At 64.0% G+C, this 21,896-nt stretch carries 19 protein-coding genes; 13 read left to right on the top strand and 6 right to left on the bottom strand.

Annotated features, from left to right (window positions below; translation table 11 throughout):
- Positions 1–36: 36 nt before the first annotated feature.
- A complete protein-coding gene (locus tag ABLE86_RS19605; protein ID WP_348780670.1) occupies positions 37–810 on the bottom strand; it encodes a gamma-glutamyl-gamma-aminobutyrate hydrolase family protein in 774 nt (257 codons plus the stop codon).
- Positions 811–1,099: 289 nt separating this feature from the next.
- Between ABLE86_RS19605 and ABLE86_RS19600 the strand changes: the two genes are divergently transcribed.
- A complete protein-coding gene (locus ABLE86_RS19600) occupies positions 1,100–2,209 on the top strand; it encodes a TRAP transporter substrate-binding protein (protein ID WP_348780669.1) in 1,110 nt (369 codons plus the stop codon).
- Positions 2,210–2,330: 121 nt separating this feature from the next.
- Here the strand turns inward: ABLE86_RS19600 and ABLE86_RS19595 are convergent, their stop codons facing one another.
- The 3 genes from ABLE86_RS19595 to ABLE86_RS19585 all read right to left on the bottom strand — a co-directional run bounded on the left by ABLE86_RS19595 (position 2,331) and on the right by ABLE86_RS19585 (position 5,742).
- Positions 2,331–4,073, bottom strand: a complete 1,743-nt coding sequence (locus ABLE86_RS19595; RefSeq protein ID WP_348780668.1) for a TRAP transporter large permease subunit — start codon at positions 4,071–4,073, stop codon at positions 2,331–2,333.
- Positions 4,070–4,654: a TRAP transporter small permease subunit gene (locus ABLE86_RS19590; protein ID WP_348780667.1), complete on the bottom strand. Its 585-nt coding sequence runs from the start codon at positions 4,652–4,654 to the stop codon at positions 4,070–4,072. Before ABLE86_RS19590 ends, ABLE86_RS19595 begins: the two co-directional genes overlap by 4 nt.
- 152 nt (positions 4,655–4,806) lie before the next feature.
- Positions 4,807–5,742 (bottom strand): branched-chain amino acid ABC transporter permease, encoded by a 936-nt coding sequence (locus ABLE86_RS19585; RefSeq protein WP_348780666.1) that lies wholly within the window; start codon positions 5,740–5,742, stop codon positions 4,807–4,809.
- Between the two features lie 95 nt (positions 5,743–5,837).
- On the opposite strand from ABLE86_RS19585, the gene ABLE86_RS19580 reads away from it, so the two are divergent.
- The 12 genes from ABLE86_RS19580 (at position 5,838) to ABLE86_RS19525 (ending at position 19,721) form a co-directional block, all read left to right on the top strand.
- Positions 5,838–6,440, top strand: a complete 603-nt coding sequence (locus tag ABLE86_RS19580; protein ID WP_348780665.1) for a CGNR zinc finger domain-containing protein — start codon at positions 5,838–5,840, stop codon at positions 6,438–6,440.
- On the top strand, positions 6,433–6,957 hold the full coding sequence (locus ABLE86_RS19575; RefSeq protein WP_348780664.1) for a hypothetical protein: 525 nt from the start codon (positions 6,433–6,435) through the stop codon (positions 6,955–6,957). Before ABLE86_RS19580 ends, ABLE86_RS19575 begins: the two co-directional genes overlap by 8 nt.
- A 113-nt stretch (positions 6,958–7,070) precedes the next feature.
- Positions 7,071–10,703 (top strand): indolepyruvate ferredoxin oxidoreductase family protein, encoded by a 3,633-nt coding sequence (locus ABLE86_RS19570; RefSeq protein WP_348780663.1) that lies wholly within the window; start codon positions 7,071–7,073, stop codon positions 10,701–10,703.
- Between the two features lie 42 nt (positions 10,704–10,745).
- The gene (locus ABLE86_RS19565) at positions 10,746–13,043 is read left to right on the top strand and encodes an EAL domain-containing protein (protein ID WP_348780662.1); all 2,298 of its coding nucleotides are present in this window, start codon (positions 10,746–10,748) and stop codon (positions 13,041–13,043) included.
- Between the two features lie 194 nt (positions 13,044–13,237).
- The gene (locus ABLE86_RS19560) at positions 13,238–14,014 is read left to right on the top strand and encodes a hypothetical protein (RefSeq protein ID WP_348780661.1); all 777 of its coding nucleotides are present in this window, start codon (positions 13,238–13,240) and stop codon (positions 14,012–14,014) included.
- A 144-nt stretch (positions 14,015–14,158) separates the two neighbouring features.
- On the top strand, positions 14,159–14,308 hold the full coding sequence (locus ABLE86_RS19555) for a DUF3096 domain-containing protein (RefSeq protein ID WP_348780660.1): 150 nt from the start codon (positions 14,159–14,161) through the stop codon (positions 14,306–14,308).
- 150 nt (positions 14,309–14,458) lie between these two features.
- Positions 14,459–14,686: an aa3-type cytochrome c oxidase subunit IV gene (locus ABLE86_RS19550; protein ID WP_348780659.1), complete on the top strand. Its 228-nt coding sequence runs from the start codon at positions 14,459–14,461 to the stop codon at positions 14,684–14,686.
- Between the two features lie 84 nt (positions 14,687–14,770).
- Positions 14,771–16,018 (top strand): Re/Si-specific NAD(P)(+) transhydrogenase subunit alpha, encoded by a 1,248-nt coding sequence (locus ABLE86_RS19545; protein ID WP_348780766.1) that lies wholly within the window; start codon positions 14,771–14,773, stop codon positions 16,016–16,018.
- Complete coding sequence (locus tag ABLE86_RS19540) at positions 16,018–16,446, top strand: proton-translocating transhydrogenase family protein (RefSeq protein ID WP_348780765.1); 429 nt, start codon at positions 16,018–16,020, stop codon at positions 16,444–16,446. The genes ABLE86_RS19545 and ABLE86_RS19540 overlap by 1 nt, the downstream gene beginning before the upstream one ends.
- A 1-nt stretch (position 16,447) precedes the next feature.
- Positions 16,448–17,845, top strand: a complete 1,398-nt coding sequence (locus tag ABLE86_RS19535) for an NAD(P)(+) transhydrogenase (Re/Si-specific) subunit beta (protein WP_348780658.1) — start codon at positions 16,448–16,450, stop codon at positions 17,843–17,845.
- Between the two features lie 195 nt (positions 17,846–18,040).
- Positions 18,041–18,880: a transporter substrate-binding domain-containing protein gene (locus ABLE86_RS19530; RefSeq protein WP_348780657.1), complete on the top strand. Its 840-nt coding sequence runs from the start codon at positions 18,041–18,043 to the stop codon at positions 18,878–18,880.
- Between the two features lie 4 nt (positions 18,881–18,884).
- The gene (locus ABLE86_RS19525) at positions 18,885–19,721 is read left to right on the top strand and encodes an amino acid ABC transporter permease (protein ID WP_348780656.1); all 837 of its coding nucleotides are present in this window, start codon (positions 18,885–18,887) and stop codon (positions 19,719–19,721) included.
- 4 nt (positions 19,722–19,725) lie between these two features.
- Here ABLE86_RS19525 and ABLE86_RS19520 read toward each other — a convergent pair whose 3' ends face one another.
- Complete coding sequence (locus tag ABLE86_RS19520; RefSeq protein ID WP_348780655.1) at positions 19,726–21,153, bottom strand: MFS transporter; 1,428 nt, start codon at positions 21,151–21,153, stop codon at positions 19,726–19,728.
- Positions 21,150–21,797 (bottom strand): metalloregulator ArsR/SmtB family transcription factor, encoded by a 648-nt coding sequence (locus ABLE86_RS19515; RefSeq protein ID WP_348780654.1) that lies wholly within the window; start codon positions 21,795–21,797, stop codon positions 21,150–21,152. Before ABLE86_RS19515 ends, ABLE86_RS19520 begins: the two co-directional genes overlap by 4 nt.
- Between the last annotated feature and the right edge of the window lie 99 nt (positions 21,798–21,896).

Genomic DNA, 21,896 nt, shown 5'->3' with positions numbered 1-21,896 from the left:
GGGCAAAGTGTCGAAGACGATCTGAAATTTCGATGGCTACTCTGCCGCCTGGCGCGTGCCGTCGCGGGCGGCTGCGTGCAGGCGCACGGCCTCGCCGAATGCCTTGAAGATTTTTGCCGAAGCGCTGTCCGATTTGACCCAGTATTCCGGGTGCCACTGCACGCCGACGGCAAAGGCGCGCGAATCCTTCACCGACACAGCTTCCACCGTGCCGTCCTCTGCCACCGCCTCGACCTGAAGCCGGCCGCCGAGCCGATCGATGGCCTGGCGGTGGACCGAATTGATCATGACCTCGCCGGCGCCGAATACGTCGGCCAGGCAACTGCCCGGCTTGATGGACAGCTTGTGGCGGATGGCGAAGCGCTCGTCCTGGTCGTCGCTGACCGGGGCGCGATGGTCGAGCGAGCCTTCGCGCTCCTGGATCTCGGCTGCAAGCGTGCCGCCCAGCGCCACGTTCATTTCCTGCAGGCCGCGGCAGATGGCCAGAAGCGGCACGCCGCGCTCGATCGCCTTGCGGATCAGGGGCAGGGTGGTGGCGTCGCGGTCGGTGTCATAGGGGCCGTTGGCCTCGGTTGCTTCCTCGCCATAGAGCGAGGGATGCACGTTCGACTTGGAGCCCGTGATCATGACGCCGTCGACCGAGGCGAGAAGCCGGTCGAGGTCGATGCGGTCGCCGAAATTGGGCACGAGGATCGGAGTCACGTCCGAGCCGACAATGGCGGCTTCCAGATATTGCTGCGGAGCGGCATGCCAGGTGTAGTTTTCAAACTGGCGGACATCGGTCGAGACTGCGACAAGCGGCTTGTGCATTTGATTTGGTGCTTTCCAAACAGGGCGGGCCAAACAGGCGGAATGGCAATTGCTGCTTAAATAGGCGATTTTCAAGCAGCTTTCCAACAGAGTTTCCGGAAATCGGATGGAAGGAATCCCCGCAGGACCACGGTTTTGGCGGCTGCGAAGTCGCACTTTTCCCGGTTTTTCGGAGATTGGGGCGCTGGACTCGAACCGGCCGCCATGTTTTGTTTTCAACCGCGACTAAGCCGGAAATGATTAAAATTCAAGGGTATCCGGCTCGTCCTGGTCCAAATGGGAGGAACTAATGGATCGCCGTTCATTCATACGCAAGGCCGGCCTGACCGGCGCTGGAGCTGTCGCAGCTACTGCGCTGGCCGCTCCCGCCATTGCACAGTCGAACCCGAAAATCACCTGGCGCCTGGCCTCGTCGTTTCCCAAGAGCCTGTCGGACACGATCTTCGGCGGCGCCCTGACGCTGTCGAAATATGTGTCTGAAGTCACGGACGGCAATTTCCAGATCCAGGTCTTCGCTGCTGGCGAAATCGTTCCGGCGCTGCAGGTTGCGGATGCGGTGACCGCTGGCACCATCGAGGCCGCGCATACCGTCTGCTACTACTTCTGGGGCAAGGATCCGACCTGGGCGCTCGGTTCGGCCGTGCCGTTCTCGCTCAACGCGCGTGGCATCAACGCCTGGCACTATCAGGGCGGCGGCATCGACATCTTCAACGAATTTCTTGGAACGCAGGGGATCATCGGCTTCCCGAGCGGCAATACCGGCGTGCAGATGGGCGGCTGGTTCCGCAAGGAAATCAACACGGTTGCCGATCTTCAGGGCCTCAAGTTCCGCGTCGGCGGCTTCGCCGGCAAGGTTCTTGAGCGGCTTGGCGTGGTTCCCCAGCAGCTCGCCGGTGGCGACATCTACCCGGCGCTCGAGAAGGGAACCATCGACGCCGCGGAATTCGTCGGACCGTTCGACGATGAGAAGCTCGGCTTCGTGAAGGTCGCGCCCTATTACTACTACCCCGGCTGGTGGGAAGGCGGCCCGACGGTCCACAGCCTGTTCAACAAGGACAAGTTCAACGAGCTGCCGAAGCAGTACCAGTCGGTGCTGAAGGTGGCCGCCCAGGCAACCGACGCGAACATGCTCTCCGCCTATGACTACCTCAACACGGCGGCTCTGAAGCGTCTCGTCGCTGCCGGTGCACAGCTTCGACCGTTCAGCCAGGAAATTCTGGCAGCCTCCTTCGATGCGGCAAACCAGACCTATGCCGAGATCGAGGCCAACAACGCTCCGTTCAAGAAAATCTGGGATTCGATCAAGGATTTCCGGAAGGACTATTACCTCAACATGCAGGTTGCCGAATACAACTACGACACCTTCATGATGGTCCAGCAGCGCAACGGCAAGCTCTGAGCCATTGCCCAAAAGCAGATGAGGGGGAACCCGGAGCTTGCGCCCCGGGTTTTTTCTTGGCCATGTCTGTAGACACGTAAAGCGGAGAAGCCCGGCTCGACGGCCGGGCTTCGTCGTCTGGTCAGTTGAAGCTCGGCGGCTGCGACAGGTCGCTTACCGGCGCTTCCGGGGCAACCAGCGGCGCCGGACCAGGCGAAGCGCCTTCCCCGGGCGCGCCGAGTGGCGGCAGGCCAAGGCCGCCTCCGTCAAGGCCGGGCATGGCTGGCATCTCGATCTTGACGTCATCCGGGTTAATCGTCGGGCCCTTGTAGTGCATCACCATCTGCGGGAAGGCGATGACGAGGGCAACCATGAGAACCTGGATGCCCACGAAGGGAACCGCGCCCCAATAGATCTGGCCGGTGGTGACCGGCTCGATGCGCTTGCCGGTGATCTTGTCGAGATAGGGCACGCGCGCCGCCACCGAGCGCAAGTAGAACAGCGCAAACCCGAAGGGTGGATGCATGAAGCTGGTCTGCATGTTGACGCCCAGCAGCACGCCGAACCAGATCAGGTCTATGCCGAGCTTGTCGGCCGCCGGGGCCAGCAGCGGCACGATGATGAAGGCCAGCTCGAAGAAATCAAGGAAGAAGGCCAACAGGAAGACCAGGATGTTGACGGCGACGAGGAAGCCCACCTCGCCGCCCGGCAGCGACGTCAGCAGATGCTCGACCCAGAGATGGCCGTTGACGCCATAGAAGGTGAGCGAAAAGACGCGCGCGCCGATGAGGATGAAGATGACGAAGGACGACAGCCGGGTGGTCGAGGCAAGCGCGTGGCGAACCACGTCGAGCGTGAGGCGCTTCTTGGCGGCCGCCAGGACGAGCGCGCCGACGGCGCCCATGGCGCCGCCCTCCGTAGGCGTGGCGATGCCGAGGAAGATGGTGCCCAGCACCAGGAAGATCAGCGCCAGCGGCGGGATCAGCACGATGATGACCTGTTGGGCGAGCCTGGACATCATGTTGAGCCCCATGGCCCGGTCTGCAATCGCCACGGTATAGATGAGGGTGATGCCGGCCACGGCGCCCCAGATGTCCGCGTCCACGCCGACGCTGGGTGTCAGCGCGACGTGAGCCGCGTAGGCCACCGCGGTCGCGACCGCGAGTGCGACTGCAAGCGATGTGACGCCATGGCCGAGCGTGCGGGCTTCCAGAGGCAGCGCCGGCATCGACTTGGGCCGCATGATCGACATGACCACGACGTAGCAGATGTAGATGCCGGTCAGTACCAGGCCGGGGAGCAGCGCGCCCTTGTACATGTCGCCCACCGAACGGCCGAGCTGGTCGGCCAGCACGATCAGCACCAGCGAGGGCGGGATGATCTGCGCCAGCGTGCCGGATGCTGCGATGACGCCGGAGGCGAGCCGCCGGTCGTAGCCATAGCGCAGCATGATCGGCAGCGAGATCAGCCCCATGGCGATGACGGACGCCGCCACCACGCCGGTAGTGGCCGCCAGCAGCGCGCCGACGAAGATCACCGCATAGGCAAGGCCGCCACGGATCGGACCGAACAGCTGGCCGACGGTGTCGAGCAGATCCTCGGCCATGCCGGACCGTTCGAGCACTATGCCCATGAAAGTGAAGAACGGGATCGCCAGCAGCGTCTCGTTCGACAACACGCCCCAGAGCCGCTCGGGCATGGCGTAGAGCAGGGGCCAGGACAGGTTGATGCTGTTGTCCGAATAGGGGGCGAGCTCCACGCCGATGAAGAAGAACAAGAGCCCGTTGGCAGCCAGCGAAAAGGCAACCGGATAGCCAAGCAGCAGAAAAACGATGAGCGAGCAGAACATGATCGGCGCCATGTTCTCGGCGATGAGGTGCATCATGGGCGCACCTCCTCGGTGAGAGCCTTGCCCTCGAGCTCAGCCTGCTCGTGTGCGGAAATGAAGGGGTTCGGGTCGTCGATGTCACCGCGCATCACGGCGATCTTCTTGATGATCTCGGAAACGCCCTGGAAACCAAGCTGCACGAAGCCGATCAGCAGCAGCGCCTTGGCCGGCCAGAGGATCAGGCCGCCGGCGCTGGAGGACATTTCTCCGGAGCGGACCGACAGGCTCACATAGGGCACGAAATAGCAGATCATCAGGATGGTGAACGGCATCAGGAAGAAGACGTGCCCGAGCAGATCGATCCAGTGCTGCACCCGGCGCGAGAACATGCCGTAGACCACATCGATGCGGATGTGCTCGTTCTGCTTCAGCGTATAGGCCGCGGCGAGCAGGAAGGCTGCGCCGAAGAGGTACCATTGCAGCTCCAGCCAGGCGTTGGACGAGATGTTGAAGGTCTTGCGGACGATGGCGTTGGCGGCGCTGATCAGCACTGCCAAAAGGATGAGCCAGGCGACCCATCGACCTATGACTTCATTGACACGATCTATGGCTCTGGAGAGAGCAAGCAGCGCTGCCATGCGGTTCCTCCTCGGTGGTGCCGTTCGTTTCCCTCCCGACGGCTCCTTGTGCTCATCGGTAAGATGAGCGGCGGCTGCGCGTCAACAACGCGCGGCACAGTTTTCGGGTGGGGCCATGTCGGCTTTGCCGGGAAATCCGGCGTTTCAGGCTCCTACCGTTGAGGAAAACCCTGGAAATCTGGGCGGGAGGATTGCAGCGTGTCCCGGCCGGAAAAACGCAGCACCAGCATGGCCGACAGCAGCAGGAACATCCAGGCGTCGCGCCATTCGATGGGGAAATAGCCGCTCCACAGCGACTCGGCGATGCCGAAGCCGAGGGCGCCGAGCGCGGCGCGTACCGGAGAGCGATAGCCGCCGACAGCGGTGACGAACAGGACCTTCAGGCCGAAGACGAGGCCGCTGCCAAAGCCGATATTGCCGAAATGCAGCGCCGCCAGCATGCCGGCGAGCGCGGCAGTCAGCGCGCCGGCCAGCACCGCGCCGCGAAAGACGAAGCGCGTGTCGACGCCGCACATGGCGGCCGCGGCCGGATCGTCGGAGACGGCGCGCCAGTCGCGCCCGAAGCGCGAGCGGGCGAGGACGAAGCCGGACGCTGCCAGCACGACGACGATGATGGCGCAGTCGAGCAGTTGGATGACGGTGAGCGTGGCCTTGTATCCGGCGCCTTCCGCGAAGACTACCGGCATGGAAAGCAGCGGCGGCAGCCAGAAATCATGCGTTTGGGCGGAGATGCGGGCAAGCTCGGTGAGGAACAGGAGCACGCCGAGCGTGGCGACGACTATGGCGTTGGGCGAACTTTTGGCCAGCGGCTCAAAGACGTTGCGCGACAGGACGAAGCCGACAAGCGCCGCATAGGCAAAGGTGGCGGCGATGGCGAAGGCGATCGTCGTCGGCAGCGTCATCCACAGCACCTGCCAGCCGAAGACCGCAATGAGGATCATGGTCTGGCCGCCGAAGGCAAAGATCGCGCCGTGGGCAAGGTTGGTGCGGTGGAGCACGCCGTTGACCAACACATAGCCGAAGGCCAGCAGCGCATAGAGCGCGCCCATGTGCAGGCCGTTCAGGAACTGCTGGAAGAAATAGAGCATGGGCAGCCCGCTCGCCGCGCACCGTGCGGCATGAGATGAAGGTTGCTTCGAAAAATCTAACTTGTCAAAGGCCATTAACAGGTTAGATTTTTGCCATGGCAGTTGCATGGACGAGACATCGCTTCTCCGGCGGCGTGCTGGCGCTCGACGTCGCCAACACGGTGGTGCTGCGTGGCGATCCGGAGCGCTGTTTCGACCGCTTTGCGCAGGCGACCGAGTTGCCCCGCTTTGCGGCGGCCGCGACCGGCTTCCGTGCCGGCGAACTGGGCGCGCGGCAACTCGTCGTCAGCGACGCTGAGGCGGTGCTGCCCGAGGTGCTGGCCATTCGAGAGGCGACGGACCGGCTGTTCCGCCATGCGGCGTTGAGCGGCGGCGTGGAGACGGCCCACCTGCCTGAATTCCTGCGCGCCTGCGCCGACGGGCTGGCGCGGCACAAGGAGCATGTCGGAACGCCGGAAAAGCCATTCGGCGATCCCGGTAAGCCGCTGGCGCTTGAGGCCGCACTTGCGGTCTCGGCGCTGTCGCTGCTTTCAGCCGACAATCTGCGCCGGCTGCGGATCTGCCCCAACTGCAACTGGCTGTTCGTCGACCGCAGCCGCAATGCCAGCCGCCTGTGGTGCGACATGGCGGTGTGCGGCAACCGCCAGAAGGCCAGGCGCCACTACCGTCGCCACAAGGAGGAGGTTTCCCATGTTTGAGCATGCGCGCATCCGCCCCGTTCTGGCCTCCATCCTGCTGGCGCCGTTGCTGCTGGGCGCATGCCGCGACACCGGCAGGCTGTTCGAGGTTTCAGGGCGGCTGATGGTGTTCAACTACCGCGTTGCGACGGTGAACTATCTGGTGACGCTGAATCCGATCCAGCCCATCGGCGAGGGTCAGATTGCGGTGACGACCTTCGAAAACCCGGCCGGCGGCGCGCCGCTGGTGGTGCGCCAGAAGCTTTTTCCGGAACACAAGAAGGTGACCATCGAGAGCCCGCCACTGGAATGCGTGGTGAAGGACCGACCCTACAAGGTGTCGATCCGCATCGAGGGGCAGGATGGCGCGCTGCTGCAGGAGATCGAGACCACCATGGTCTCTTCGCAGGACCAGAGCATGCTGCCCGACCGGCCGCTGGTTGTCGGGCCGGGCTACGAGCCCAACCCGGAACTGGCCGGCCACCCGGACGGCAGGCTGCCCGGCGGGCGTGAGGTGACTTGTCCCGGCGCGAACTGACGGGCAACAAGAGAGGCCATGAGAATGCCTGCGATGGGACAATTCCCTGTGCGTGCGCGCAAGCCAGGCCTGGCGCCACCCTTGCGCTTTCACGCCGGAGGTGCTTCGCTTCAATGGACTTTCCGGGAGCGCAGCTCTGGTCCAGTCTGTCTGAATGCTGGCGCCCCGATTCGCCGGCCGCTTCCGCAAAGGAACGCCTGATGACGCTGCACGACGTCGCGCTCGATGACAAATTCGACCTTGGCAAGGAACGCGTCTTCCTTTCCGGGGCGCAGGCCGTGGTGCGGATGCTGCTGATGCAGCGCGAGCGCGACCGCCGCGCGGGGCTGAACACGGCAGGTTTCGTTTCGGGCTATCGCGGCTCGCCGCTGGGCGGGCTCGACATGCAACTGTGGAAGGCGAGGGCGCAGCTCAAGCAATCCGACATCGTCTTCGAACCCGGCCTCAACGAAGAGCTGGCGGCTACCGCCTGCTGGGGCGCGCAGCAGGCCGAATTGCTGGGCGAGGGCACGCATGACGGGGTGTTTGCGCTCTGGTATGGCAAGGGGCCCGGGGTGGACCGCTCCGGCGACGTGTTTCGCCACGCGAACCTGGCCGGCTCGTCCAGGCATGGCGGCGCGCTCGCCCTGATGGGCGACGACCACATGGCCGAATCCTCCACCAACGCGCATGCGACGGAATTCCTGTTCATCGACACCATGATGCCGATCCTCAATCCGGCCGGCGTGCAGGAACTGATCGACTACGGCCTCTACGGCTACGCCATGTCGCGCTTCTCGGGCACCTGGGCGGCGATCAAATGCGTGAAGGACAACATCGAATCGACGGCCTCGGTGGACGCCTCGCTCGACCGGCTGAACATCGTGCTGCCCGAGTTCGACATGCCTCCGGGCGGCCTGAACATCCGCAACGAGCTTGACCAGCTTGGCCAGGAGGCGCGCCTGCACGAATACAAGCGCGCGGCGGCCAGCGCCTTCATCCGCGCCAACAATCTCAACCGCATCGTCTATTCCGGCGGCTCCCAGGCCAGGCTCGGCATCATCACCGTGGGCAAGAGCTATCTCGATGTGCGCCAGGCGCTGGATGACATCGGCGTCGACGAGAAGCGCGCCAACGAGCTGGGCGTGCGGCTGTTCAAGGTAGGCTGCCCCTGGCCGCTCGATCTGGAGCACATCGCCGACTTCGTGCGCGGGCTGGAAACCGTGATCGTGGTGGAGGAAAAGCGCTCGCTGATCGAGGTGCAGGTGCGCGAAAACCTCTACAACACCGCCACCCAGCCCATCGTCATCGGCAAGAAGGACGAGCGCGGCGGCTGGTTGTTCCCGGCCAAGGGCGCGCTCGACCCCAACGACATCGCCATTGCACTGGGCGAGCGCATCCTGAAAGTGATCGGGCCTTCGGAGGAGATCGCCGCCCACGTCAGCCGGCTGCGCCAGTTCCAGGCGATGCTGGCCGACACGAAGGATGTGGGCGGGCGCACGCCGTTCTTCTGCTCGGGCTGCCCGCACAATTCCTCGACCAAGGTGCCGGAGGGCTCGCTCGCTGCCGCCGGCATCGGCTGCCATTTCATGGCGCTGTGGATGGACCGTTCGACGGTGGGCTTCACCGCCATGGGCGGCGAGGGCGCGCAGTGGATCGGCCAGGCGCCGTTCTCCAAGCGCCAGCACATCTTCCAGAATCTCGGCGACGGCACCTACAACCATTCCGGCACGCTGGCAATCCGCTTCGCGGTAGCGGCCGGCGCCAACATCACCTACAAGATCCTCTACAACGACGCCGTCGCCATGACCGGCGGCCAGCCGCATGAGGGCGGGCTGACGGTGGACATGATCGCGCGGCAGGTGCGCGCCGAGGGCGTCGACCGCATCGCCGTGGTGACGGACGAGCCGGGCAAATATGCTGGCCGCGTCGAGTTCCCCGCCGGCGCGACCATTCATCACCGCGACGACCTCGACCGGGTGCAGCGCGAGTTGCGCGAGGTCAAGGGCGTGTCGGTGCTACTCTACGACCAGACCTGCGCGGCGGAAAAGCGCCGCCGCCGCAAGCGCGGCACGTTTCCCGATCCGGACAAGCGGGTCTTCATCAACGAACTGGTGTGCGAGGGCTGCGGCGACTGCGGCGTGCAGTCCAACTGCGTCTCGATCCAGCCGGTGGAGACCGAGTTCGGCCGCAAGCGCAAGATCGACCAGTCGAGCTGCAACAAGGATTTTTCCTGCGTCAACGGTTTCTGTCCCTCCTTCGTGACGGTGCATGGCGCCAAGATCCGCAAGGCGGAGGGTATCGCCGGAAAGTCCGACCCGCTGGCCGGCGTGCCGGAGCCCAAGCCATTCCCGCTCGGAAACGGCTGGTCGTCGATCATCGACGGTGTCGGCGGCACCGGCGTTGTGACGGTCGGCGCGATCCTGGGCATGGCCGCGCATCTGGAGGGCAAGGGCTGCGGCATGATCGACATGGCGGGGCTAGCCCAGAAGGGCGGCTCGGTCTTCACCCATGTTCGCATTGCCGACACGCCGGAGGACATCAACGCCATCCGCGTTTCTGCCGGCAAGGCCGACCTGATCCTGGGCTGCGACCTTGTCGTCTCCGGCGCCAAGAAGGTGCTGGCGGCGGTGCGCGAGGGGCACACCATCTTCGTCGCCAACACGGCCGAGGTGATGCCGGGCGAATTCACCCGCTCGGCCGATTTCTCGTTGCCGACAGAGCGGCTGAAGAAGGCGATCCGGGACGCCGCGGGCGAGGCGCATGCACACTTCTTCGACGCCACACGCGCCGCCACCGCGCTGTTCGGCAATTCGCTCGGCGCCAACATGTTCCTGCTCGGCTTTGCCTATCAGAATGGCGGGCTGCCGCTTTCGGCAGACGCGATCGAAAAGGCAATCGAACTCAACGGACAGGCGGTGGCCATGAACGTCGCCGCCTTCCGCTGGGGCCGGCGCGCGGCGCATGAGCCGGAATTCGTGCGCGGGCTGGTCGCGCAACCGGCGAGCGCCGCGAGCGTGGAGCCGGCGCGGACGCTGGACGAGATGATCGCGCGACGGGTGGATTTTCTCACAGCCTACCAGAAAGCGGCTTACGCGAAGCGCTACCGTGACCGCATCGAGGCGTTACGCGCGGCCGAAACCAAGGCTTCGCCTGGTTCCACCGTCGTCACCGAGGCGGCGGCAAAAAACCTGTTCAAGCTGATGGCGATCAAGGACGAATACGAGGTCGCGCGGCTCTACACCGACGGCTCCTTCGCGCGGCAGCTCTCGGCGCAATTCCAGGGCTACGACCGGTTGGAATTCCACCTTGCGCCGCCGATCCTCGGCCGCCGCGACGCCGACGGCAAGCCGCGCAAGTCGAGTTTTGGGCCGTGGATGATGACGGGCTTTCGGGTGCTCGCTGCCTTGAAACGGCTGCGCGGCACGGCGTTCGACGTTTTCGGCTACACCGCCGAGCGGCGCATGGAGCGCGAGCTGCTGTCTCAATATGAGGGTGACCTGGACCTGATCCGCGGCTCGATCGCGGCTGGCGGGATTGACGCGGCAGCGGCACTCGCTTCGGTGCCGGCGCTGATCCGCGGCTACGGCCATGTCAGGAAGGCGAGTGCAACGAAGGCGGCCGGCGAGCGGACGCGGCTGCTCGAGCGCCTTGCCGGCGAGCCGGCAGGCGGCGGAGTGACAGGGGGCAGAAGAACCGGGTTTAATGCAAAGACCGCGTCTTTCGCCAGGTTTGATCGGCGCATGCGGGGAATAAGTCTTTCTTAAGGCGACTGTGGCATTGCTAGGGTCCCAAAATGGGAACCAGAAGTGACTGCGAGCAAAAAAGAGCTTCCGGACGACATTTATATCCCGTTTGTGGAAACCCTTTTTCGCGACGGTTTCACCCTTGCTATTGGCATTACCGCCCAGATGGCGCTCATCACGCTCGCCTGGGCCAAAACCGGAAATGCCGCCTTCCTCGCGATCATATTCGTCCTTCTGATCGTTGGCTTGCTGCGCGTCGGGAGCATGCGCAAATTCGGGAAGCTCCCGCCGATCACGACGCGGGCGGAGGCCCGTAGGCACGAGAACCGCTACATCGTCTATGGCGCGATGCACGGCGCCGCCTTGGGCACGTTCTGCCTGGTTGCCATCTACACCGCTCAAGACGCCTTTGCCGAGATTGCCGCGGTGTGCATCTCGCTGGCCTCCGCGACCGGCATTGCCGGCCGAAATTATGGTTCGCCACGCATGGTGATCATCCTGATCATCACGTTGACCTGCCCGATGTCGCTCGGCTTCATTCTGCGCGGCGACTTCTACCACGTAACCCTTGGCCTGCTTTCCGCGCCCTTCCTGCTGGCGATTCACAGATATGCCGATACGGTTCGGGAAGTTCTGTTCACGGCGCTCTCGGCGGAGAAACGGGCCAACCGCATTGCCGGCCGTTTCAATCGCGCGCTGAACACCATGTCGCACGGCCTGGTCATGCTTGGACCGAACGGCAAGGTGGTGGTGGCCAATGCAGAGGCCGCGCATTTGATGTCGCTCAAGTCTCCCGACGCCCTGCTTGGGCGTTCGGTCCGCTCGCTTCTCAAGCGCGGCGTGGCCGGCGGGCTGCTGTCACCGAAGGACTGCCGCTACGTGGAGGTGCAGCTGACGCGGGCGCTACATGAAGGGCGGGACCGCAAGGTCCTCGTTTCCTTGACGAACGGACAGCATTACGAGTTTTCGGCACGCGCCGGAAACCAGGAACTCGGTGTCATCACATTCGAGGATGTCACGCAGCGCGTCGAGGCCGAAGAGAAGATCCGTTCCATGGCCCGTTACGACAGCCTTACGGGTTTGCCGAACCGCGCCTATTTCCACGAGATCGTGGGCGAGTGCATGGCCTCGGGCGACCGTGAGCGCCTGTGCGCGCTGGCGGTCCTCGACCTTGATGACTTCAAGAGCGTAAATGACACGCTTGGACACCCGGTGGGCGACGGCTTGATTTACGCAGCGGCGGAACGGCTGGCCCATCTCGCCAGCGAAGACGTCAAGGTAAGTCGCTTCGGCGGCGACGAATTCATGATCTTCTTCAATCGCGTCGAGGATGAGAGCCATATGGCCGCCATGCTGGACGCGATCTTTCTCATTCTACAGGGCGATGTCGATGTCGCCGGCCATATGCTGCGCCTCCAGGCCAGCGGTGGCGCGGTGCTGTCGCGCGTGAACGAAAGCGACGCCGACGCCATGATCGTCAAGGCGGACCTTGCGATGTACAAGGCCAAGGAACTCGGCAAGAACGGCTGGCGACTGTTCGAATCGGCCATGGACGCGGCTTTCCGTGACAAGCAACTCCTGAAAGCCGACCTCAGGAGCGCTGTTGAGGCAAAGCGCCTGCGCGTGGTCTTTCAACCGATCGTCGCGATCGAGACGATGCGGATTGCAAGCTGCGAAGCGTTGTGCCGCTGGGATCACCCTGATCTTGGCGCAATCTCGCCGGCGGTCTTCATCCCGCTGGCAGAAGAGATGGGCATCATCTCGGACATCAGTACCTTCATGCTGCATGCTGCGTGCGGCGAATGCGCCAAGTGGCCCTCGCCGATCGGTGTCTCTGTCAATCTCTCGGCCAAGGATTTCCGCCGCCGCGATGTGGTCGACAAGGTACGCGACGCGCTTGTCAATTCCGGGCTCGCTCCATGGAGGCTGGAGATCGAGGTGACGGAGACTGCGCTGCTCGACGACAAGTCGCAGACGCGCCAGTACATCGAGGAGATCAAGCAACTGGGCGTGCGCATCGCGCTCGACGATTTCGGCACGGGCTATTCAAGCCTCAGCTATCTGCACAAGCTGCCGCTCGACAAGGTCAAGATCGACCGCAGCTTCCTGGTGGACGTCACCCAAAATCCCCACTCGCTCGATTTGCTCAAGGGTATCGTCAATCTCTCGCGGCCGCTGGGGCTCGCGGTGACGGTCGAAGGCGTCGAGACATATGAGCAGCTGAAGATCCTGTCGTTGGAGGTCAAGCCGGATCTGGTTCAAGGCTTCCTCTTCGGGTCGGCGCTGAGTGCCTCCGGTATCCGGACGATGTCGAGTACCGTGTGGCCTTTCGCCGAGGAGATGAGGGTAGCCAAGTGCTGATCAACCTGATCGGCGTTTCTCGACTTGGTCCACGATTGGCGCTATAGACGCCGTAGTTCCGACAGAGGATTCAAATTATAAGCAGGTTATTTTTAATTAAGGTTAATACCAGGTAAATATAACGATTACAGTTTAAGCCTTTACAGGTATACGCCTTTCGCTACCCTCCCGGCGGGTTCAAGTAAGGGGTAGCAATGGGTATTCATCAGATGCCGATCGATAGAAATGCCCGTGAGGGCGGCGGCGATGCGCCGGAAGTCTCGAGTTTCGCGCAGAAGGTGCTGGAGCTCCTGGACCGAACCGAATATCGCCGGTGCGACAGGGGCGAAGACGTCGAGGACATATATCGCCTTCGGTACAAGGCCTATCGCATCAACGATATCGTCCCTGACATGGAGAATCAGTCGATCAGCGACGAGCTCGACGAGACGCCGAATGTCTATCGTTTCGGCATTTATATCGATCAACGCCTCGTCAGCACGATGCGGATTCACCACGTTACGCAGGAGACGCCTTTTTCGCCTTCGGTGAAGGCGTTCGGCGATGTCGTTCTGCCGCTACTCGCCGCGGGCGACACCTTCATCTGTCCCAGCCGGTTCGCCTCCGACCCCGAATGGACCCGCGTATATCCGCAATTGGCTTACGTGACGTTGCGACTGGCCGGAATGGCCTGCTATTATTTCGAGACGCCGTATGGACTTTCGACCGTACGGGAGGACCATGCAGGCTTCTACAAGCGGGTCTACTATTCGGAGCAGATCAGCGAGCCGCGAGGTTATCCGGGAGTTTTCAGCAAGGTGGTGCTGTACCGGACCAACGCCTATCTCAACCGCCAGCGCTATTACGCGCGTTTCCCTTTCTTCCGTTCCACGCCGCTCGAGCAGCGGCTGCTGTTTGCCCGGCCAGAAGGGGGTGAACTGGCGCCGTTGACGGTCCTGCCGACCGCGAAGTATTACAGCGACGCGGCATGAGCGCCGGCGCTGGGCACCGCGGCGCGTTGAACCTTTCCAATCCTTTTCCGTTCTGATTTCGCCCGGAGGGTCATTGCAGGCAATGGGCGACAACCTGCGGGATCGAAGCGCCTTCTCGGCGCCGTCAGAAAAGGGGAAACCGCCATGACGTTCTCAACGCCGGCCGTCGCGCCGCTTGTCTCGCTGATCGCCGGCCTGCTCATTCTCATCGTGCCGCGCCTGTTGAACTACATCGTCGCCATCTACCTAATCATTGTGGGCTTGCTCGGGCTGTTTCCGCATCTGGTCGGGTGAGGCGAGCGTTGTGTCGAGGCGAGCGCAACGCACGCACCAACCGTTACCCATCGAGAAATCCGCGACAATGCCGAGGCGCGGCATCACGGCCATTGCCCAAGCCGATGCTTTTCGCTATCTGCGCATGAAACGATTTTGGAGGGTTTTTTGATGGCAGACCACTTGACGACCGGTCCGGTCGAAACGGGTGCCCAGATGGACTATCGCGAGCACGAGCGCACCTACAGCGCTTTCCTCAGCATCGCAAAGTATGGCACGCTTGTCTGCATTGCCATTCTGATCGCGATGGCATTCGGCTTCTTCACCAGCGCCGGCTTCTTCTCTGCAACGGTTCTGTTCCTTATCGTCTGTGCCGTTGGCGGATATCTTCTCCGCTAATCCCTCCAGACCTTTGTCCTGAAGGTGTGGTCTTGCGCTCCGGCCGAGCTGCGCCTGGTGGTTTTCAGCCGAAAGGGCCATGCCGTGGCGCAAACGATCTTTGTTCCGAAGGAAGTTGATCCCAACGAGCCGCGGGTGGCGGCGTCTCCGGAAACGGTGAAACGCTTGGCCGGGCTTGGCTTCGACGTGGTGGTCGAAGCCGGCGCCGGGCTTGGCTCCCGAATCGTCGACGCCGATTTCGAGGCGACCGGGGCGAAGATCGGCAAGGCCGCCGACGCGGCCAAGGCCGACGTGGTGCTGAAGGTGCGCCGTCCGACCGAGGCCGAGCTGAAGGGCTACAAGAAGGGCGCGGCGGTCATCGCCATCATGGACCCCTATGGCAACGACGCCGCGGTCGCGGCGCTGGCCAGGACCGGGGTCACCGCCTTCGCCATGGAATTCATGCCGCGCATCACCCGCGCGCAGGTGATGGACGTGCTGTCCAGCCAGGCCAACCTGGCCGGCTACCAGGCGGTCATCGACGCAGCCGCCGAATACGATCGCGCGCTGCCGATGATGATGACGGCGGCCGGCACGGTGCCGGCGGCCAAGGTGTTCATCATGGGCGTGGGCGTGGCCGGCCTGCAGGCCATCGCCACGGCGCGCCGCCTCGGCGCCATCGTCACCGCCACCGACGTGCGCCCGGCGGCCAAGGAGCAGGTCGCCTCGCTCGGCGCCAAGTTCCTCGCGGTCGAGGACGAGGAGTTCAAGGCGGCCGAGACGGCGGGCGGCTACGCCAAGGAAATGTCCAAGGAATACCAGGCCAAGCAGGCGGCGCTGACCGCCGAGCACATCGCCAAGCAGGACATCGTCATCACCACGGCGCTGATCCCCGGCCGCCCGGCGCCCAAGCTGGTGTCGAAGGAGATGGTTGCCTCGATGAAGCCGGGCTCGGTGCTGGTCGACCTCGCCGTCGAGCGCGGCGGCAATGTCGAGGGCGCAGTGCCGGGCCAGGTCGTAACCACCGAAAACGGCGTCAAGATCGTCGGCCATCTCAACGTGCCGGGCCGCGTCGCGGCCTCGGCCTCGCTCCTCTACGCCAAGAACCTTTTTGCCTTCCTCGAAACGCTGGTCGACAAGGAGACAAAGCAGCTGGCAATCAACCGCGACGACGAGCTGGTCAAGGCCACCATGCTGACCGATGCCGGCCAGGTGGTGCATCCGGCCTTCGCGGCAGCCGCACAGGCAGCCGCAGGCGCGCCCGAGGCGGCTGAAAAGCCGGCTGCCAAACCGGCGGCCAGGAAAACCGCCGCGAAAAAGCCTGCCGCCAAGACGTCGAAGGGGGATGCATGATGGACAAGACCGCGCTCGAACAGGCGCTCGACCAGCTCGACCAGGCGGTCGCGGCGGTGCGTCTCGGAGTCCAGGACCTGGTGAACGCGCAAGGTGCGGCGGAAGCCGCCGGCGCGGCTGCGCATGCCGCATCCGGCGGCGCCATCGACCCGTTCGTGTTCCGCTTTGCCATTTTCGTGCTGGCGATCTTCGTCGGCTATTACGTGGTCTGGTCGGTGACGCCGGCGCTGCACACGCCGCTGATGGCGGTGACCAACGCGATCTCCTCGGTGATCGTGGTGGGCGCGCTGCTGGCGGTCGGCATCGCCGCCTCGGGGCTGGCCACCGGCTTCGGCTTCGTCGCGCTGATGCTGGTGTCGGTCAACATCTTCGGCGGCTTCCTCGTCACCCAGCGCATGCTGGCCATGTACAAGAAGAAGGAAAAGTGACGTGAACGCCAACCTCGCTTCCTTCCTCTATCTGGTCTCCGGCATCCTGTTCATCCTGGCGCTGCGCGGCCTGTCGCACCCGACGACCAGCCGCCAGGGCAATATCTACGGCATGGTCGGCATGGCCATCGCCATTGCCACCACGCTGGCGCTGGCCACACCCTCGGTCGGCGGCTTCGCGCTCATCGTCGTCGGCCTGGCGATCGGCGGCGGCATCGGCGCCGTGGTGGCGCGCCGCATCCCCATGACCTCGATGCCGCAGCTGGTGGCGGCCTTCCACAGCCTCGTCGGCATGGCCGCCGTGCTGGTGGCGGCAGCCGCCATGTATGCGCCCGAGAGCTTCGGCATCGGTTCGGTCGGCGCCATCCACGGCCAGGCCCTGGTCGAGATGAGCCTGGGCGTGGCCATCGGCGCCATCACCTTCACCGGTTCGGTCATCGCTTTTTTGAAACTCGACGGGCGCATGTCGGGCAAGCCGATCATGCTGCCGGCGCGCCATGTCATCAACATCGTGCTGGGCGCGACGCTTGCGGTGCTGATCGTGCTCTTGGTGGTCACGCAGAGCTATGCCGTGTTCTGGCTGATCGTGGCGCTGTCGCTGGCGCTGGGCGTGCTGCTGATCATCCCGATCGGCGGCGCCGACATGCCGGTCGTGGTGTCGATGCTCAACTCCTATTCGGGTTGGGCCGCGGCGGCACTGGGCTTCACGCTTGGCAATCTCGCGCTGATCATCACCGGCGCGCTGGTCGGCTCGTCGGGCGCGATCCTGTCCTACATCATGTGCAAGGGCATGAACCGCTCCTTCATCTCGGTCATCCTCGGCGGCTTCGGCGGCGAGACGACGGCGGCGGCGCATGACGGCGTCGAGCGCACGGTCAAGCAGGGCTCCGCCGACGACGCCGCCTATCTGATGATGAACGCGCAGAAGGTCATCATCGTGCCGGGCTACGGCATGGCGGTGGCGCAGGCGCAGCACGCGCTGCGCGAGATGGCCGACAAGCTCAAGGCCAACGGCGTCGACGTGAAATACGCCATCCACCCGGTCGCAGGCCGCATGCCGGGCCACATGAACGTGCTGCTGGCCGAAGCCAACGTGCCTTATGACGAGGTGTTCGAGCTCGAGGACATCAACTCCGAGTTCGCCCAGGCCGACGTGGCCTATGTCATCGGCGCCAACGACGTGACCAACCCGTCGGCGCGCGACGACAAGAACTCGCCGATCTACGGCATGCCGATCCTGGACGTGGACAAGGCGCGCACCTGCCTGTTCGTCAAGCGCTCGCTCGGCTCCGGCTATGCCGGCATCGACAACACGCTGTTCTACAAGGACGGCACCATGATGCTGCTGGGCGACGCCAAGAAGATGACCGAGGAAATCGTCAAGGCGATGGACCATTAGGTCGGAACTGGAATGGTTTCCGCGGAAATTCTGATTTAAGAAAGAGGGCCGTTTGTGACGGCCCTTTTTTATTGGTGGTGCGAATCACGGCTTGCCCGATTTGTATATACATGATTGAAATTGGCTAAGCCGGCTCTCCAAGATCGGTAATCAGGCGGAACACGGGCCGTGAGCTCAAAGGATGGGAAATCGGACATGAAACGAATTGTTGCAGCGGCAGCCGCTTTCGGCTGCGTGATGGCGGGCGCGGTCTCGGCACAGGCCGGCGAGACGCTGGACCGCGTGATGAAGAACAAGCTGCTGGTGGAGGTGACGGACCAGGCCTACCAGCCGTTTTCGTTCATGAACGACAAGGGCGAGATGGACGGCTTCGACATCGACGTGTCGAAGGAATTCGCGAAGCGGCTGGGCGTCGACTACAAGGTCGAGACGCCGTCCTGGGCGATCATCACTGCCGGCAACTGGAAGGGCCGCTGGGACATCTGCATCTGCTCGATGACGCCGACTGCCGAGCGCGGCAAGGTGCTCGACTTCGTCAACGAGTATTACGCGGCACCTGCCGTGATCGTGGTCAACAGCGACAACACCGATATCAAGAGCGCTGCCGACCTGAGCGGCAAGAAGATTGGCTCCGAAGCCGGCTCCACCTTCGAGAAATACATCGACAAGCAGCTGGTGATCGAGACGCCGGACGGGCACAAGCAGGACATCGAATTCCCCTTCGATAACGTCACCGCGGTTCCGTACGATTCGGAAGACACCGCTTTCCAGGATCTGGCGCTGGGCAGCGGCAAGCGTCTCGACGCTGTCGTCTCCGGCTACCTGACCGCCAAGGAGCGTGTCGAGAATTCGGGCGGCAAGTTCAAGATCATTGACGGCGAGCTGTTCCACGAGCCGATCTGGGTTGCCGCCGAAAAGGGCGACCCGGAATGGAATGCCAAGATCAAGGAAATCTTCAAGGAAATGGAGGCCGACGGCACGCTGGCCAAGATTTCCGAGAAGTGGATCGGAAAAGACATCTCCAGCAAGCAGTAGCGGCGTGACAAACCAGACTACCGAGATTGCCGAGGGCGGGAAGTTGCTCCCGCCCGAGGTGGTCGACAAGCGCGGCCGCCTGTTCCAGGTTCAGGTGGCCGGTGTATGGACGGCGCTGTTTGCGCTGTTCGTGCTGTTCTTCCTGAGCTTCGGCCTCGACTTCCCCTTCATTGTCGACAAGTTTCCGATGCTGGCCGGTCTGCGGCTGACAAAGGACGGCTTCATCCAGGGGGCGGCGCTTACGCTCTTTGTGTGCTTCTTCGGCATCGCCGCGTCGATAGTGCTCGGCCTGCTCTCGGCACTGGCCCGGCTTTCCAACAATGCCCTGTTCTATGGTCTGTCGACCTTCTACACCTCGTTCTTCCGCGGCACGCCGCTGCTGGTGCAGATCTTCCTGATCTATCTCGGCCTGCCGCAGATCGGCCCGGTGCCGGATGCGGTGCCGTCCGGCATCATCGCGCTGTCGCTGAACTACGGCGCCTATCTCAGCGAGATCTTCCGCTCGGGCATTCTGTCGGTTCCGGCCGGCCAGCATGAGGCGGGCGCATCGCTCGGCCTGCACCGCAGGCAGATCATGTGGAAGATCGTGCTGCCGCAGGCCATGCGCATCGTGATCCCGCCGACGGGCTCGCAATTCATCGCCATGCTGAAGGACTCGTCCCTCATCTCGGTGATGGGCGTGTGGGAGATCATGTTCCTTGCCCAGTCCTTCGGCCGCGCCAGCTATCGCTACATCGAGATGCTGACCACGGCCGCGCTGATCTACTGGTTCCTCTCGTTCCTGTTCGAGATGGTGCAGGCCCGGTTGGAGGCCCACTACGGCAAGGGCTACAAGCGCTAGCTGCTTATGCGACGGCGGGCCTGCTTGCGCCCGCCGTCAGCCGCACGGCGGCAAGAACACCCACCAGCGCCAGCGGCACATAGGCCAGGAACAGCCACGTCGCGACATTTTGGGCTGTCTGCCCCGACAGGCCTTCGGAAAATCCAGCGGCATTGGCGATGATGCCGCAGGAGGCGGCACCCACGGCATAGCCGATGCGCTGCATGGTGGGCACTGCCGAGGAGGCGATGGTGCTGTCGCCGGGATCGGCCGCCGCCACGATGACGCGGGTGACGAATGGCCAGGCAATGCCGAAGCCGCCGCCCTGCAGCAGCGCGCACAGCAGGATAAGCGCGATCGAGCCAGCGGGCACCGCATGGGCGAAGCCGGCGATGCCGGCGGCGATCATGGCGGCGCCGCCGACGATGATCAGCCTCTCGTGGCGGGGCGGCGCATTGGCGACCAGGATCGAGAGGATGGACCAGGCGATCGATTCCGCGGCGATGATGTAACCGGCCGTCAGAAGCGAAATGCCGTGCAGGCTGGTGAGCAGCAGCGGTCCGTAGACGGCAAAGGAGCAGGTAGCGACCGAAAACGTCGCCACCATGATCATGCCATTGCCGACCGGGGTGCGCCGGTCGAACGGCCGGCGGGGAAACAGCCGCGACAGGGGCTTGCGGGCATCGAGCACGAAGAAAAGCGCAAGCCCGGCGAGGCCCGCGACCAGCAGGATGGTCGAGCGCAGCATCTCGATGCGCACGCCGGCCAGCGCAATCATCACGACGCTGGCCGCCAGCGCGGCGAGCGCCACGAACGGGAAGGGCGGCAGCGCGTCGGAGATGGCCTGGCGCCGGGTGGCGGCAGGGCCGCGCAGTACGGCAAAGCACGCCAGCGCCATGCCGCCGCCGAGGAAGAAGAAGACGCCGAAGGCCCACCGCCAGGAGACCAGCTGCGTGATCAGGGCGCCGACCAGCGGTCCGCTGAAAGCCGCCACGCCCCAGATGGCCGACATGACCCCGAATAGCTGCGGCCAGATGTTGCGCGGGAAAAGCCGTTCCACCGAGACGAAGGCCAGCGCCACCAGCGCGCCGCCCCCCAGCCCCTCGACCAGCCGGCCGGCGAGGAACAGGGGCATGGTGTGGGCCATAGCGCACACGGCCGCGCCAGCGGCATAGAGCAGGGCGGCCACCGCCATGTTGCTGCGCAAAGGCACATAGGTGATAAGCCGCCCGGCGGCCGCGCCGGCCACGATGGCACCGACCTCGTAGATCGCCAGCGACCAGCCCACCAGCTCCACGCCGGAAAGTTCGCCGACCATGGCCGGCATGACCGTGGCCACCATGGTCTCGTTGGTGGCGTGCAGCATGATGCCCAGGCAGATGAACATGAAGCGGGCGAGGTCGCCGCTCGCCCACAATGCCCGCCAGTCGGCCCGATTGGTCCCTGCGTTCATGAATGCTCCTCCAAGGCAGGCTGGATGCGGTAGGCGCAGCGGCGCGCGCCCTCGAGTATGTAGTCGACGCGTTCGACGCTGACGTCCGGGCCAAGCACCTGCCGGAACAGTGCAAGTTCGGAGCGGCAGAAGTTGCGGCAACTGCTGGCCGCGGCGCAGATCGGGCAATGGTTTTCGGCAAGCAGCCACGCGCCGTCCGGCAGTTGTTCTGTCTCGGCCATGTAGCCTTCGCGGGCGCGGATGTGAGCGAGGGCGGCGACGCGGGCGCCGAGCCCTTCGCGGTCGGAGAGGGCGGCTTCATAGCGCTGCAGCATCTGGCGCTCGCGGTCGCCGATTAGCCGGTCGAGGCCCTCCTCGCCGAACAGGGCGCGGAGCGAATCGAGCATCTCGACGGTCAGCACCGCATGGCTGTCGGGGAAGCGCTTTTGCGCGAGGTCGGTCAAGCGCCAATGGCGCTCCGGGCGGCCGACACGCCCGGCGCGATCCTCAAATGCGATCAGCCCACCCGCCAGCAGCGCAGCGAGATGTTTTCGCGCGCCGGGCGGGGTGATTCCGAGTTCCTGCGCTATCGCGGCCGTGGCTTGCTCGCCGCGAAATTTCAGGAACCGCAGGATGCGGTCATCGCTTGGGGCACTGTCTGGCACGACGCCTCGTTCGATTAAGAAACCAAACGGTTCTTAAATCGAATGACGCGCAGTCGGCAATGCGGCCAGGCTACTGGATCAAGCGATCCGTCAGACCTG

It is taken from the genome of Mesorhizobium sp. KR2-14, from assembly GCF_040049255.1.
Classification (GTDB): Bacteria; Pseudomonadota; Alphaproteobacteria; order Rhizobiales; family Rhizobiaceae; genus Pseudaminobacter.
This window is presented reverse-complemented; position numbering and strand designations above follow the sequence as displayed.

Coding starts and splice junctions, on each gene's coding strand:
- ABLE86_RS19605 (WP_348780670.1), bottom strand. CDS start 810: ATGCACAAGCCGCTTGTCGCAGTCTCGACCGATGTCCGCCAGTTTGAA.
- ABLE86_RS19600 (WP_348780669.1), top strand. CDS start 1,100: ATGGATCGCCGTTCATTCATACGCAAGGCCGGCCTGACCGGCGCTGGA.
- ABLE86_RS19595 (WP_348780668.1), bottom strand. CDS start 4,073: ATGATGCACCTCATCGCCGAGAACATGGCGCCGATCATGTTCTGCTCG.
- ABLE86_RS19590 (WP_348780667.1), bottom strand. CDS start 4,654: ATGGCAGCGCTGCTTGCTCTCTCCAGAGCCATAGATCGTGTCAATGAA.
- ABLE86_RS19585 (WP_348780666.1), bottom strand. CDS start 5,742: ATGCTCTATTTCTTCCAGCAGTTCCTGAACGGCCTGCACATGGGCGCG.
- ABLE86_RS19580 (WP_348780665.1), top strand. CDS start 5,838: ATGGCAGTTGCATGGACGAGACATCGCTTCTCCGGCGGCGTGCTGGCG.
- ABLE86_RS19575 (WP_348780664.1), top strand. CDS start 6,433: ATGTTTGAGCATGCGCGCATCCGCCCCGTTCTGGCCTCCATCCTGCTG.
- ABLE86_RS19570 (WP_348780663.1), top strand. CDS start 7,071: ATGGACTTTCCGGGAGCGCAGCTCTGGTCCAGTCTGTCTGAATGCTGG.
- ABLE86_RS19560 (WP_348780661.1), top strand. CDS start 13,238: ATGGGTATTCATCAGATGCCGATCGATAGAAATGCCCGTGAGGGCGGC.
- ABLE86_RS19555 (WP_348780660.1), top strand. CDS start 14,159: ATGACGTTCTCAACGCCGGCCGTCGCGCCGCTTGTCTCGCTGATCGCC.
- ABLE86_RS19550 (WP_348780659.1), top strand. CDS start 14,459: ATGGCAGACCACTTGACGACCGGTCCGGTCGAAACGGGTGCCCAGATG.
- ABLE86_RS19540 (WP_348780765.1), top strand. CDS start 16,018: ATGGACAAGACCGCGCTCGAACAGGCGCTCGACCAGCTCGACCAGGCG.
- ABLE86_RS19530 (WP_348780657.1), top strand. CDS start 18,041: ATGAAACGAATTGTTGCAGCGGCAGCCGCTTTCGGCTGCGTGATGGCG.
- ABLE86_RS19520 (WP_348780655.1), bottom strand. CDS start 21,153: ATGAACGCAGGGACCAATCGGGCCGACTGGCGGGCATTGTGGGCGAGC.